Origin of the sequence: Tardiphaga sp. 813_E8_N1_3 (assembly GCF_051811025.1) — a bacterium.
Classification (GTDB): Bacteria; Pseudomonadota; Alphaproteobacteria; order Rhizobiales; family Xanthobacteraceae; genus Tardiphaga.
Window position 1 is genome coordinate 2,211,688 of sequence record NZ_JBPWQE010000001.1, and the last position, 12,923, is coordinate 2,224,610.

Genomic DNA, 12,923 nt, shown 5'->3' on the forward strand with positions numbered 1-12,923 from the left:
CCCCGAATGGTCGTCCTTTTGCGGACTGACCTTGTTGATTAGTGACAAGACAAAGGCTTGCTTGCAGCTTTGGCAAGAAAGTTCGCTTTGCTGCGACGCTTCGACGCGGCGTAACTACACTAACTATCCGTGCTGCGGTGCGGGGAGATCGTGAGCGCGTGCGAACTACAGATGAACTACACCAAGCCTGTTAGACTTTCGTCGGAACCCATCCGGTCACATCGCCGACCATGTCCGGCTGCCGTTCCAGCGTCACTGCGGGCGAAGTCAGGATCACCACGGCCTGCCAGGCGAAACCCGCGACGGCGAGATAGAGGCACGCCTCCGCGTGATAGAGCCCGCCGATAACGGCAGCGACGCCGGTTCCGATCGGACGGGCGCTGTAGCTCAGGATGTTGATCGCGGAGACGCGCCCGAGCAGGCTCGGCGGCGTTACCGACTGTCGCAACGTCGCCGTGGAGATCACCCACAGGATCGGGCCGACACCGAGCAGGAAGAAGCTGAGGCCAGCCAAAGCCGGCGAAGGGATCCATGTGGTCAATGCCATCACGACGGAGGCGACGAAGCCCGTGACGGGGCCAAGCGCAATCACCGTGCCGAACGGCAGCCGCTTCATCACGCGCGTCGCCAGCAGGGCGCCGATCACCATGCCGACGCCATACATTGCGAGTGTCACGCCGACGCCGGAGGCGGAGAGGCCTAGATGGCGAACCGCGTATGGCACGAATACCGCCAGCACCATGAAGGACGCGGCGCTGAAGATGAACTGCGTGATGAAGACCGGCCGCAAATACTGGTGATAACAGACGAAGGACAGACCTTCGGCGATATCCTGCATCGGCTTGCGTTGTTGGATGGTTGTGCGTGGGGGCTCGTGGATGCCCGATAGCAAGGCGACAGCGATGATCGACAGTGCTGCGGCGAAGCCAAAGGCAGGCGCGGCGCCAGTGAAGCCAACGAGCGCGCCGCCGATGGCGGGACCACTTGCAAAGGCCACGGTGCGCGCGAGTTCGATCCGCGCATTCGCCGCGCCAAGCAATTGCGGCACGACAAGCGATGGCACAAGCGACGGCGCGGCGACGCTGTAGACCACGGTGCCGCACACCGCGACGAAGCCGAGCAAAGCGAGCAGCGGCATCGTCAGCGCGCCGAACCAGATCAGCCCCAGCGTCAGCAACAGTGCGATCGCGCGCAGTGCCTCAGCTCCGGCCATCAGGGTGCGGCGCGACATGCGATCGGCTAGCAGGCCGGCGGGAATGGCGAACAGCACGAAGGGCAGGGTCAGCGCGGTCTGCAGCAATCCGGTCTGGCCTTCGCCGACGCCGAGCAACAGCACCGCGACGATCGGCGCCGCCGCCAGCGCGATCTGCTCGGCCGACTGCGCCGCGAGGTTCGACCAGGCGAGGCGGTTGAAGGTCGGGGGTAATCGGTCGGTAGGCGATTGGGTCATGGCGCTTCCTGGATTTGAAATCATCATCTCTGCTGCGGCTCAGCGCAGCCACCCGTTAACTGACAAGATGGCCCTGGTGATGAGGGCCGTCCGGCCTTCGGTTTACAGAACCGCTGCTCTGGCTGAGTTCGGTCGCTGTCGTGACAGGGCAGCGCTCTAACCAACCTGCCCAGATGCACTTGCAAATGAGTTGCAATAAGCGTGAATATCGGCCATCTTGCCGAAATGGATGCCAAATCGCCCGCTATAGCCGCCGAGCCGCTTGTGAACACCTCAAATGACGCCGTTGACCAGCCGGGCTGGCGTTCGAGCCGGGGAGATCCGTCGCTCGCGGGCATGTTCGGCTCGATCCGGACGGTCAAAAACGGCTCGTTCTGGCGCAAGCTGCTGGCGTTCATGGGCCCGGGTTACCTCGTCGCCGTCGGCTATATGGACCCCGGCAACTGGGCGACGTCGCTCGCTGGCGGCTCGAAGTTCGGTTACGCGCTGCTGACGGTGGCGCTGATCTCCAATTTGATGGCCATCGTACTGCAGTCGCTCTGCGCGCGCCTTGGCGTGGGTGCGGGGCGTGATCTGGCGCAGGCTTGCCGCGATTCCTATCCACGCGCGGTGTCATGGGCGCTGTGGCTGTCGGCGGAGATTGCGATCACCGCGACGGATTTGGCCGAAGTCATCGGCACCGCGATCGGCCTCAACCTGCTGTTCGGTATCCCGCTCGAGATCGGCGTCATCATCACGGCGCTCGACGTGTTCCTGATCCTGGCTTTGCAGGCATTCGGCTTTCGTTGGATCGAGGCCTTCGTGGTGGCGCTGCTCGGCGTCATCGCGGCGTGTTTTGCGATCCAGATTGCCATGGCTGATCCCGATTGGGGCGCGGTGATCCGCGGCTTTGCGCCGACGACCGAGATCGTCGCCAACAAGGAAATGCTCTTCCTGGCGCTCGGTATCCTCGGCGCAACGGTGATGCCGCATAATCTCTATCTGCATTCCGGCCTCGTGCAGACCCGCGGCTATGGCGAGAGTCTTTCCGAGAAGAAAGAGGCGATCAAGCTCGCGACGATCGATTCCACGATCGCGCTTTGTCTTGCGCTCACCATCAATGCATCGATCCTGATCCTGGCAGCCGCGACATTCAACAAGACCGGCAAGACCGACGTCGCCGAACTCGATCAGGCGCATGCGTTTCTGGCGCCCTTGCTGGGCTCAAGCCTCGCACCGACCTTGTTTGCCATCGCGCTGTTATGTTGTGGTCTGAACTCGACGATCACGGCAACGCTGGCGGGCCAGATCGTGATGGAAGGCTTCATCAATCTGCGCCTGGCGCCGTGGCTCCGCCGCATGATCACGCGGATGATCGCCATCGTCCCGGCCGTCGTTGTCACCATCTGGTACGGCGAGAAGGGAACAGGCCAGCTTCTGATCCTCAGTCAGGTGGTGCTCAGCCTGCAACTGCCATTTGCTGTCGTACCGCTGGTGCTGTTCACGGCGAGCCGCAGCAAGATGGGTCCGTTCGTCGCGCCGCGCTGGATCACAGCGCTTGCTGCGCTCACGGCGGTCGTCATCATCGTGCTGAATGCGAAGCTGGTGGTGGATTTCTTCGCGGGCGGCTAATCCTGCGGCTCGGGCATCGTCTCGCCCGTCGCGTCCACGCGCAGCCAGCCTGATGGCGCCAGCCGCTGCTGCGGCAGATAGCGGCCCTTGTAGTCCATCTTCTTGGAGCCATCGATCCAGTAGCCGAGATAGACGTAAGGCAGGCCGAGCCGCCTGGCGCGGGCGATATGGTCGAGGATCATGAAGGTGCCGAGCGAACGGCTTTCCTCGCCGGGCTCGAAGAACGAATAGACCATCGACAGCCCATCGCTGAGCACATCGGTCAGCGCGACCGCAAGCAGGTCCTCGCCGCGGCCGGTGATACCGGTGTCGGGACCGCGGCGGCGATATTCGATGATGCGGGTCTCGACATGCGAGTCTTCCACCATCATGGCGTAATCGAGCACGGTCATGTCGGCCATGCCGCCATGGCGATGGCGCTGGTCGAGATAGGCGCGGAACACCGAATACTGTTCGGAGGTCGGCACCGCGTTGCGCTGCTCGCCGATCACGTCGGCATTGCGCGCCATGATCTTGCGGAAGTTGCGCGACGGCTTGAACTCGTTGGCGATGACGCGGACGGAGACGCAGGCGCGGCATTGGTCGCAGGCCGGGCGGTAGGCGATCGACTGGCTGCGCCGGAAACCGCCATGGGTGAGCAGGTCGTTGAGATCGCCGGCCTTGTCGCCGACCAGATGGGTGAAAACTTTCCGTTCGTGCCGGCCCGGCAGATAGGGACACGGCGACGGCGCCGTCAGGTAGAATTGCGGAGTGTCGCGGGAGTGCTGGGTCACGGGTTGCCGTCGGTCTCCGAAGCAGTTTGGTGTAGCATCGCGCCAGCCGGGCAAACGGTCAATCGCTTTGCCCGGCCAAGTTGGCGTCATTCGCGGCTGTTAGTAGGCGCGGCCGGGCGGCTGGGCGTAAGCGGCGCGGACCACGGAATTATTCACCACCACGGTTCCCAGCACGAGGTCGTGCAGCAACTGACGGCGGCCGTTGAGCAGGCCGACCACCAGCACCAGCGGCGTGAGCAGCGACACCGAGGCCCAGAACAAGACCGCGTGTGCGGCGCCGAGTACGAAGTAGCCGGGCGTGCCTGAGAAGGTGCGCATCTGCAGGTCCATCATCCTCATGCCGACGGTGGCCGAATGCGGCCCGCCCAGCGACATGCCGTAATAGACGACCGGCCAGATCACCGTCGCCGGTGAGATCAGCCAGAATAGCGCCCAGCCGAGGCCGAGGGTGACGACGCCGAATACTGCGATGAAGATCACCGCGAGCACGATCGGAATCGACAGCACTACGAGATCGATCAGGAAGGCGACGACGCGCCGCATCAACACGCCGCGGAACAAATCCGGCTGCGCATAGGGGTCGAAGGCATGGGCGCGGGGCGGGGTACCGGCACTGCGCCAGGTGTCGCCTTGCCAGCTTCCGTTGTTAGGGCCGCCAGCATTCGGGCCGGTATCAGACATGACGCATCCCTCCGTTTGCATCCTCACGGTCCATCACATGGATATCACCAGACCGCGCAACAAGTGCGCGGAATCGTTACAGACTGTCCATGACGTAAATCAGGCGTGGATGTAAATCAGGCCAGGGCCGAGCGCGGATGCGCTCAGCGCGCAGCCTTGATGCGTTCCGCGGCATGCGGCGCGAAATAGGTCAGCACGCCATCGGCGCCGGCGCGCTTGAAGCCGAGCAGGCTTTCCATGATGGCGCGGTCGCCATCGATCCAGCCGTTGTTCGCAGCGGCCATGATCATCGCGTATTCGCCGGACACCTGATAGGCGAAGGTCGGAACCGCGAACGTGTCCTTCACGCGGCGCACAATATCCAGATAGGGCATGCCCGGCTTGACCATGACCATGTCGGCGCCTTCGGCGAGATCGAGTTCGACCTCGCGCAGCGCCTCGTCGGAATTGGCGCTGTCCATCTGATAGGTACGCTTGTCGCCAGTCAGCGTCTTGGCCGAGCCAATGGCGTCGCGGAACGGTCCGTAGAAGGCCGAGGCATATTTCGCGGCATAGGCCATGATCTGCACGTCGAGGAATCCCGCTTCGTCCAGCGCCTCGCGGATCGCACCGACACGGCCGTCCATCATGTCCGATGGCGCAATGATATCGCAGCCGGCTTCGGCCTGGACCAGCGCCTGCTGGACCAGCACGGCGACGGTCTCGTCGTTGAGGATCTTGCCGTTCTGGATCAGCCCGTCATGACCGTGGCTTGTGAACGGATCGAGTGCCACGTCGCAGAGCACGCCGAGATCCGGAAACTCCTTTTTGATGGCGCGGACGGACTGGCAAACCAGATTGTTGGTGTTGCAGGCCTCGGTGCCCATCTCGTCGCGCAGCGACGGGTCGGTATAGGGAAACAGCGCGATGCAGGGGATGTCCAGCTTCATGGCGCGCTCGGCATCACGCACCGCCTGATCGACACTGAGGCGCTCCACGCCGGGCATCGAGGCGATCGGGGCGCGCTGGTTGTCGCCGTCGATCACGAACAGCGGCCAGATCAGATCGTCGGTGGTCAGCACGTTCTCGCGCACCAGCCGGCGGGCCCATTCGGACTTGCGGTTGCGGCGGGGGCGGGTGGTCAGGCCGAGAGAAGGGGTATCGTAAGCGGTCGGGCGGGGGGCGTGGTCGCGCAATTCGATAGGGCGCCCGAACTTGATTGCCATAATACCGTCTCTCCCGCGGGCCTTCGTGCGGTCGAAAGCCCCTTAAATTTGACCTGTTCTAAGTCTAGCATCTTGATGTCCCGGCGTCACCGCGATCATGCACGTCGTGCACGCATGACGTATTGGGCTGGGTCATTGATTTTGCAGGCCCAAAGGCTCACAAAAAGCCCCCATGAATCGCCTGAACCGTCACCTTAACGTCCAGTTCCCACCCGTGAGATCGCATTCGCATGTCTGAGCAGATGCCGCGCGACCTCGGGTCGAGAGACCCCACGTCGCGGGACCATGCCATGTCGGTTGCGGCGATCTCGTCCGGACGCATCGAATCCGACGAGAACATCTGGACCCGGCGTCTGGTCCTGTTCCTGCGCGTGATGGCCGTCGTCTCGATGATGCAGGGCCTCTATCACTGGGCGCAAGTCACCGGCTTTGTTGGCACCGAGGATGAGGCCTTCGAGGTCCAGACCATGGGCTGGCAGACCGCCACGGTCTATTTCGCCGTCATCGAACTGGTGAGCGCCGTCGGCCTCTGGCTCGCGACGCCGTGGGGCGCTGTTGTCTGGCTGACGACCGTGGTGTCCATGGCGGTCATCGAGCTGATGTTTCCGACCATCTATGGCGGCAACCTTCTGATCGTCGGCGTGCAGGCTGCGTTTCTCGCGGGCTACCTTGCGCTGGCATGGATGGCGGCGCGCGAACGGCCGCCATAGGCTCAAGACGTCAAGCAGAAGCCTCGCAGAAGGCCCTGTATTCAGGGAGGTCATTTTGAACCAGCTTTATTCCGGCGGCACCGCCGGCAGCATCATTGTCAGCGCCATTGCCCGCTATGGCGACCGGCCCGCGCTCGCGGACGGCAATGTCCGCTGGAGCTACCGCGAATTCGGCGACGTGGTCGCGCGCTTTATCAGCCTGTTCCGCAGCCTTGGCCTGAAGAAGGGCGATGCGCTGTCCATTCTCTCCGGCAACCGCGCCGAGAGCTGGGCCGCGATTTCCGCCGCTGCCGTGATGGGCCTGCGCTACACGCCGCTGCATCCGATGGCCGCTGAGGACGATCACGCCTTCATTCTTGAGGACGCCGAGATCTCCGCGCTGATCGTGGAGGCCGGAAAATTCGCCGCGCGCGGCCTCGCGCTGCGCGGCCGCGTGCCGGGCCTGAAACACCTGCTGTCCTTCGGCGCGCTCGATGGCGCGCGCGATCTCCTGGCCGAGCTGCCGAACGTCACGCCGGCGCCGCTGGTCGACGAGAGCAGCACCGGCGATATCTGCTGGCTGGCTTATACCGGCGGCACCACGGGCCGTTCCAAGGGCGTGATGCTGCCGCATCGCGTGATCGTGGCGATGGCGCTGGCGATCTATGCGGACTGGGACTGGCCGGCCGATATCCGCTATCTCGCCGCGACACCGATCAGCCACGCTGCCGGCATCACGCTGTTTCCGGTGATGCTGCGCGGCGGCTTCGCGCGGCTGGTGCAGGGCTTCGATGCGGAGACCTATTGCCGCGTGGTGCATGAGGAGAAGATTACCGCGACCTTCCTGGTGCCGACTCTGATCTATGCGCTGATCGACGCTCCGGATTTGCGCGCCAAATACGACATGTCGTCATTGCAGATGATCGTTTATGGCGCGGCGCCGATGTCGCCGGACCGGCTGCGCGAGGGCGTCGGCATTTTCGGCCAAGTGTTCGTGCAGCTCTACGGCCAGACCGAAGCGCCGCAGATCATCACCACCATGCGCAAGATCGATCACGACGACAGCAAGCCTGGCCGTCTCGGTTCCTGCGGCCGCGCCAATCCGATGGTCGAGGTCAAATTGTTCGACGCCGAGATGCGCGAAGTTGCGACAGGGGAGCCCGGCGAGATCTGCGTGCGCGGCTCGCTGGTGATGGATGGTTACTGGAAACGGCCGGACGCCACCGAAGACGCGTTCCGCGGTGGCTGGCTGCACACCGGCGATGTCGCCGTGAAGGATGCGGACGGCTTCTTCTATATCGTCGATCGCACCAAGGACATGATCATCTCCGGTGGTTTCAACATCTATCCGCGTGAAGTCGAAGATGCCTTGATGGCGCATCATGCGGTGGCGTCTGCCGCGGTGATCGGCATTCCCGATGCGAAGTGGGGCGAGGCGGTGAAAGCCTTTGTCGTGCTGAAAGCCGGCGCGAATAATTCCGCGGAGGAACTGCAGGCGCATGTGAAAGACAAGCGCGGCGCGCCGTGGTCGCCGAAGACCATCGATTTCGTCAGCGAGATCCCCGTGACGGGCCTCGGCAAGATCGATCGCAAGGCTTTGCGCGCGCCATATTGGGAAGGACGAACGCGCGGAGTTGCGTAAAATTGTCGAATTAATTTTCGGGGCGTTGGCGGTAAGACTTCAGTCACCCTAACGCCCCGGTTATGAGTCTTACGCGAGTGTTTCGAATTTTACGCAAGCTGTTCCGCTATGTGACAGATCGGGCGGACAAAGCTGGAACATGGGCTCTGCAGCGTGAATCAAACCTTGCGAAAACCCCTTGTTTCACCGGCTTAATCTCAGATTCACTGTCTCAAATTCATGATCTCTTTATTGTCTTATTTAAGCGGTTCTTCAAACGCGCCCCCTTAAGTTGGCCCTATCAGACGGGACACAAGTTTCGTCGAATAAGTCGATAAAAACGACAACAGGGGTAGTGTCATGATGAAGACCGTTGCGACGGTGGAAAGCGTCGATCTCGTTCCGGGCCAGGCGCCGGTTCAGCCGCTTTATCTGGAAGCCTTGACGTTGGTGGAGCGTCTGCATCGTCGTCTGCTCGACGTCATCAAGGACGAATTCGATCGTCGCGGTCGCGCTGATATCAATTCGGTGCAGGCACTGCTGCTCTACAATATCGGCGACAAGGAACTGACCGCCGGCGAGCTGCGCACCCGCGGTTACTATCTCGGCTCCAACGTGTCCTATAACCTGAAGAAGCTCGTCGAACTCGGCTTCCTCGATCATCAGCGCTCGCGCGTTGATCGTCGCTCGGTTCGCATTCGTCTGACGGCGCAGGGCCAGGAAATCCGCCACATCGTCGACGCGCTGTATCAGAAGCACGTCAAGACGGTCGAGCAGGTCGGCGGCATCTCCAACGAGGAATTCGCGACCCTCAACAAGTCGCTGCATCGCCTCGAGCGCTTCTGGACCGACCAGATCCTGTATCGTCTCTGAGAATTCTGAAGGGAGAGGTCAAGGCGCATCTGCGGGGAATGCACCTCCGCAAGGTGTTCCGGTCATCAAGGCCGGTCACGCGTCTCCCTTCCATGTTGCCTTCATCATCAACACGCCGGCCAACGGCGGATGTCTCCACTTTCATCGGCCCTGCTGGAAACGGCGGGCCGATTTGTCTTTGGGCAGTATGCGGATCGAAGATATTGCCGATCCTCCCGGCTAGGTGAATGCATCGTTTGCAGAGAAATCCCGAACAGGTGAGGGCAAGGACCATGCCCTCGGAAATGCCAGTTTGAGGAGAGAACGGCTTTGCCGGAAGCAGGGGCTTAATTTCGAGCAGCACTCATCGGAAAAGCCGCTCGCTCATCCATACAGCGCGCGACGCTTCTGAGAATTAATGGTCCTGAAGCCGATCCATTGCGCGTCACGGCAACAGCATGTTGTCCGTAAGAGCTGGTTAGCCGAAAGGCCCGATTCGCCTTCACCTAAAAATTTCTTGTGACTACAGGCCAACTCTAGGTAGTGTGGACGATTATCGTTTGTGGGGGCGAACATGGTGCCATCTGATGTAGATGCAGCGGTAATTGCCGCAAACTCCAGAGATGTTATCGAACAGAACTGTGGCTCTAATGATGTTCTGGGTCACGAGTTCTGGGAAGTATGGGTCAAGGACCAGTTTGGACAAATGGCTACCCGCTTTGTCGAGGTAGAGGGTGACAAAGTCGTACGTGTTTATCCAGTATTTGAGCAGCTCGTTTTTAGACTTAACACTCTTCATGGCGAAGCCCAGCTGCGGCGAGAAATCGCCAAGCGAGAGCACGAATTGAAGCGGATAACCGTTTTGGGAAGCCTGATTTGCGCCTTTGGCGGCTTTGCAGCGACGCTCGGTATGTTCATTTACCTCACGGTGCAGGGTGGAGAAAATGCTTTTTGGCCATCAATAATCATGGCCGCGAGTGTGGTCGTAACCTGCGGGACATACCTTTTTGGAAAATTCGTGATGGTTGATCCCGCAGCCCTGGGCGGCATACCAAACAGGTGCACAGCGGGAGTAACTCCAGTTTAGAAGGGAGTGCACCTCTCCAGAATACTCCGGCCCTAAACTCCGCTGTGTCGTCGTCGTGTATTTCCTTGATCAACAACACGCTGGCTAGCGGCGATGCTTCGGCCTCGACCAGCCCGCTGGCAACGGCAAGCTGACTTGCTATTCCGCTCTTGAAATTGCTTCTCCCTGATGGAACCAGTTCCATTCTTGCGGCTTATCGCTTCGTCAGAAGGGATCAAGCCATGCTGATCGAACGCGGTCTGAAAGTGATGAATGTCGAGGCGGTGGGCGACGCCTATGCCATCGCTGCGAACTACCTGCGCAAGTCCGGCGCGATCCCCGATACTTATCTCACCAACGATCGGCTGCTCGAAATCATCGTCCGGATGTTTCATCGCGGCGAAGACAACAAGCTTCGCCTTGCAAACAGAGCGATCGCGCAATTCCAGGCTGCACGGGCTGAAGCCGCGTAGCCGGTTTTCTGATGTCCAACGGGGAAAATGACGACATGCAGATTGCCATCGACCGCATCATGCACACCTATGACCTGATGATGAGCCGCACCCAGGCGGCATCGGACGAAGCTCGCACCAAGGTGACCGATTACGTGCAGTCGCTGTTCGATGGTGGCGAGAAAGATCCGCACCGGCTGACGGTGTTCGGATTGACCTATTTGCGTGAGCTTGATGGCAGCAACGATCCGGTGAAGGCTGGATTTACCGGGCTTTGAAGGCTTCGTCGCCATAGGGTGGGGCGAGACAAGCCCGCGCATGACGGCGTTTGGTTTGAGCGCGCGCGTCACGTGATTTCCAATTCAACTGTCAAACAGCCACGGCTCCTCAGACATGCGTCATCACCCCCATTGTTTGCGGCGCGGGGGCGCCGTCGTGTTTCGCATTCCCCCCCCCTGAAAGAGGGCGTGCGGAACGCCGGGTGCCCGTTGCACCCTTGGGCCTGATGCGAATGCGGTCTTCCGCAATTGTGAGTGCATCAGGACTTTCGGAAGCGTCAGGCAAGTGCCCAGCGTTCCGCCTGCGGTGTTTTCGGTTGCTTGCGCGTTGCCATGGCGAACGATCCGATCACCAAAATTACAGTCCCAGGGCGAATGGGACAGGGTGCCTCAAGCGAGTAAGCCGAACGCGTTTTGACTTGGTCGTCCGTCACACTGTCCAGGGATCTTTCCATCTCAAGGTCGGCCGTCTCCTTGCCAGTGGCAGTGCTGGCGCAGATCCGTCCTGCCCGAAGACAGACGCCACCCATGAACCGCGTGACGCCGCATCTCCGGCGTCCACCGCATCCCACCCCGCGAACGTGACGATCGCGATCGCCCCTCTCGGTGGGGCAGGACGAAGGGGAATATAATCAAGAAAGGGATGTTGTCAACGGAAGATAGGAAAAAATGTTTAGCGACGTTATCTCGCCGCCCCACACTCGTCATTCCGGGGCGGGACCGGCGCCGGAGGCGACGGGACCGAACCCGGAATCTCAGCGTGGGAGTCTCCGTAGAGCCAAACACTCCGGGATTCCGGGTTCGCACTACAGCGGCTCCGCCGCTTTCGTACGCCCCGGAATGACGAGCGGCGCGCGCGGCGCGTTCATCCTACGCGTGCTCATCGAAGCGCTGTCATTGCGGCCTGCAACCTCGAACTATCGCTCCACAAGATGCGCGCGCGAGACGGCAGGTTCAAACCGATCGGCGAAATACTGCGTTTCGTTGGCCACCCGTCCTTCGTGGAACTCCATGATGCTCACCGCGTAGGAGGGTATGCCGTCATAGGTCAGGATGAATTCGGTGACCCATAATTCGCCGCTGCCGACAATCCGCCGAACCGTAAAACGTTTCTCGTTTGGCTGGACAAGTCGGCTCATCTGAATGTTGTGCCGACCGCGGATGCGTTCCCCCGATTGGGGATAATAAAGCATCGCATCCTCATGGTAGATGTCATGTTCGATATCGAAATCGTTCGCGTCCGATGCAGTCCAATGACGCTCCAGGGCGGCCCGTACATCGTCCATCTCAACCTCCTGCGATAGGCCTCAGGTTGGCGGCTTGGCTTGGTGCAGAGGGGAAGGGGACCGAACCTCTCCACAATTGCAGTCAGTCGCCTTTCCGGCAAACTAACATGGAAAAGCCCTCGGGGATTCTCTTGTTCGCTGTATCATCGCGATTGATGGGGTTTCCGAGCAATAATCCTCGCAGAATACTCTCACGCCGACGGCCTGCAGATAGGGCCAGGGACAATTATTACCAAGGAAACGCCCATGCTCACGCTTCATCATCTCAACGACTCGCGCTCGCAGCGGATCATCTGGCTGCTGGAAGAACTCGGCGCGCCCTATGATCTGACAACCTATCAGCGCGATGCGCAGACGCGGCTGGCGCCACCGGAGCTGGAAGCGGTGCATCCACTCGGAAAGTCGCCTGTGATCGTCGATGGCGATGTGACCATCGCGGAGTCCGCAGCGGTCGTCGACTACGTCATCCGCCGTTATGGCAAGGGCGCGATGCGGCCCTCGGAGGGAAGCGCGGAGTACGAGGCCTATCTCGAATGGCTGCATTATGCCGAGGGCTCGGCGATGCTGCCGCTGATGCTCAATCTCTACGTGTCTCGCCTGAAGGAGGCCGGGGCGCCGCTGCAGCCGCGGATCGACAGCGAAATGGCTCGGCATCTCGGCTATGCCGACCGTGCCCTGAAGGGGCGGCAGTTCTTCGTTGGCGATAGCCTGACCGGCGCGGACATCCAGATGAGCTTCGTGGCCGAGGTCGCCGGCAGCTTCAACCGGCTGGCGGCTTATCCCGACCTGGCCGCCTGGATCGGCCGGATGCATGTCCGCCCGGCGTTCCAGCGCAGCGTCGAGAAGGGCGGGGCATACCGGCTGGCGAAATAGGGGATTCGGCTTCACTAAGGCGATCGGCATGTGCAATCGCCGCATTTGCCGCTGCTGCCTAAATATCGCGCCCCGAAGCGCAAAAC

The 12,923-nt window shown here is 61.2% G+C and carries 13 protein-coding genes; 8 read left to right on the top strand and 5 right to left on the bottom strand.

Going from position 1 to position 12,923, the window contains the following annotated elements; genetic code table 11:
- Positions 1-190: 190 nt before the first annotated feature.
- Positions 191-1,450, bottom strand: a complete 1,260-nt coding sequence (locus AB8A33_RS10505; RefSeq protein ID WP_439092652.1) for an MFS transporter — start codon at positions 1,448-1,450, stop codon at positions 191-193.
- Positions 1,451-1,675: 225 nt separating this feature from the next.
- Between AB8A33_RS10505 and AB8A33_RS10510 the strand changes: the two genes are divergently transcribed.
- Positions 1,676-3,061 carry an Nramp family divalent metal transporter gene (locus tag AB8A33_RS10510; protein ID WP_439095903.1) on the top strand — a complete coding sequence of 462 codons (1,386 nt, stop codon included), beginning with the start codon at positions 1,676-1,678 and terminating at the stop codon, positions 3,059-3,061.
- On the opposite strand, the gene AB8A33_RS10515 is transcribed toward AB8A33_RS10510, so the two are convergent.
- From AB8A33_RS10515 to hemB, 3 genes are all read right to left on the bottom strand, one after another.
- The gene (locus AB8A33_RS10515; protein WP_439092653.1) at positions 3,058-3,834 is read right to left on the bottom strand and encodes an arginyltransferase; all 777 of its coding nucleotides are present in this window, start codon (positions 3,832-3,834) and stop codon (positions 3,058-3,060) included. The genes AB8A33_RS10510 and AB8A33_RS10515 overlap by 4 nt on opposite strands.
- 99 nt (positions 3,835-3,933) lie before the next feature.
- Complete coding sequence (locus tag AB8A33_RS10520; RefSeq protein WP_093761440.1) at positions 3,934-4,515, bottom strand: RDD family protein; 582 nt, start codon at positions 4,513-4,515, stop codon at positions 3,934-3,936.
- A 143-nt stretch (positions 4,516-4,658) separates the two neighbouring features.
- Positions 4,659-5,720 (bottom strand): porphobilinogen synthase, encoded by a 1,062-nt coding sequence (gene hemB / locus AB8A33_RS10525; RefSeq protein WP_439092654.1) that lies wholly within the window; start codon positions 5,718-5,720, stop codon positions 4,659-4,661.
- A gap of 230 nt (positions 5,721-5,950) precedes the next feature.
- On the opposite strand from hemB, the gene AB8A33_RS10530 reads away from it, so the two are divergent.
- From AB8A33_RS10530 to AB8A33_RS10555, 6 genes are all read left to right on the top strand, one after another.
- The gene (locus AB8A33_RS10530) at positions 5,951-6,430 is read left to right on the top strand and encodes a DUF6163 family protein (RefSeq protein ID WP_439092655.1); all 480 of its coding nucleotides are present in this window, start codon (positions 5,951-5,953) and stop codon (positions 6,428-6,430) included.
- Between the two features lie 55 nt (positions 6,431-6,485).
- Positions 6,486-8,051: an AMP-binding protein gene (locus AB8A33_RS10535; RefSeq protein ID WP_439092656.1), complete on the top strand. Its 1,566-nt coding sequence runs from the start codon at positions 6,486-6,488 to the stop codon at positions 8,049-8,051.
- A 339-nt stretch (positions 8,052-8,390) separates the two neighbouring features.
- Positions 8,391-8,903: a transcriptional regulator LdtR gene (ldtR, locus tag AB8A33_RS10540; RefSeq protein WP_068732529.1), complete on the top strand. Its 513-nt coding sequence runs from the start codon at positions 8,391-8,393 to the stop codon at positions 8,901-8,903.
- A 553-nt stretch (positions 8,904-9,456) separates the two neighbouring features.
- Positions 9,457-9,969, top strand: a complete 513-nt coding sequence (locus AB8A33_RS10545; protein ID WP_439092657.1) for a hypothetical protein — start codon at positions 9,457-9,459, stop codon at positions 9,967-9,969.
- A gap of 221 nt (positions 9,970-10,190) precedes the next feature.
- Positions 10,191-10,421, top strand: coding sequence for a hypothetical protein (locus tag AB8A33_RS10550; RefSeq protein WP_439092658.1), 231 nt, complete (start codon positions 10,191-10,193; stop codon positions 10,419-10,421).
- 35 nt (positions 10,422-10,456) lie between these two features.
- A complete protein-coding gene (locus tag AB8A33_RS10555; RefSeq protein WP_068732570.1) occupies positions 10,457-10,678 on the top strand; it encodes a hypothetical protein in 222 nt (73 codons plus the stop codon).
- Positions 10,679-11,595: 917 nt separating this feature from the next.
- On the opposite strand, the gene AB8A33_RS10560 is transcribed toward AB8A33_RS10555, so the two are convergent.
- Complete coding sequence (locus AB8A33_RS10560) at positions 11,596-11,964, bottom strand: nuclear transport factor 2 family protein (RefSeq protein ID WP_439092659.1); 369 nt, start codon at positions 11,962-11,964, stop codon at positions 11,596-11,598.
- Between the two features lie 246 nt (positions 11,965-12,210).
- Between AB8A33_RS10560 and AB8A33_RS10565 the strand changes: the two genes are divergently transcribed.
- On the top strand, positions 12,211-12,837 hold the full coding sequence (locus tag AB8A33_RS10565) for a glutathione S-transferase family protein (protein ID WP_439092660.1): 627 nt from the start codon (positions 12,211-12,213) through the stop codon (positions 12,835-12,837).
- The last annotated feature ends 86 nt before the right edge of the window (positions 12,838-12,923 follow it).

Bases quoted from the DNA above. Each gene is read 5' to 3' on its own strand.
- AB8A33_RS10530 (WP_439092655.1), top strand. From the start codon at position 5,951: ATGTCTGAGCAGATGCCGCGCGACCTCGGGTCGAGAGACCCCACGTCG.
- AB8A33_RS10550 (WP_439092658.1), top strand. From the start codon at position 10,191: ATGCTGATCGAACGCGGTCTGAAAGTGATGAATGTCGAGGCGGTGGGC.
- AB8A33_RS10505 (WP_439092652.1), bottom strand. From the start codon at position 1,450: ATGACCCAATCGCCTACCGACCGATTACCCCCGACCTTCAACCGCCTC.
- ldtR (WP_068732529.1), top strand. From the start codon at position 8,391: ATGATGAAGACCGTTGCGACGGTGGAAAGCGTCGATCTCGTTCCGGGC.
- AB8A33_RS10545 (WP_439092657.1), top strand. From the start codon at position 9,457: ATGGTGCCATCTGATGTAGATGCAGCGGTAATTGCCGCAAACTCCAGA.
- AB8A33_RS10555 (WP_068732570.1), top strand. From the start codon at position 10,457: ATGCAGATTGCCATCGACCGCATCATGCACACCTATGACCTGATGATG.
- hemB (WP_439092654.1), bottom strand. From the start codon at position 5,720: ATGGCAATCAAGTTCGGGCGCCCTATCGAATTGCGCGACCACGCCCCC.
- AB8A33_RS10560 (WP_439092659.1), bottom strand. From the start codon at position 11,964: ATGGACGATGTACGGGCCGCCCTGGAGCGTCATTGGACTGCATCGGAC.
- AB8A33_RS10565 (WP_439092660.1), top strand. From the start codon at position 12,211: ATGCTCACGCTTCATCATCTCAACGACTCGCGCTCGCAGCGGATCATC.
- AB8A33_RS10520 (WP_093761440.1), bottom strand. From the start codon at position 4,515: ATGTCTGATACCGGCCCGAATGCTGGCGGCCCTAACAACGGAAGCTGG.
- AB8A33_RS10510 (WP_439095903.1), top strand. From the start codon at position 1,676: ATGGATGCCAAATCGCCCGCTATAGCCGCCGAGCCGCTTGTGAACACC.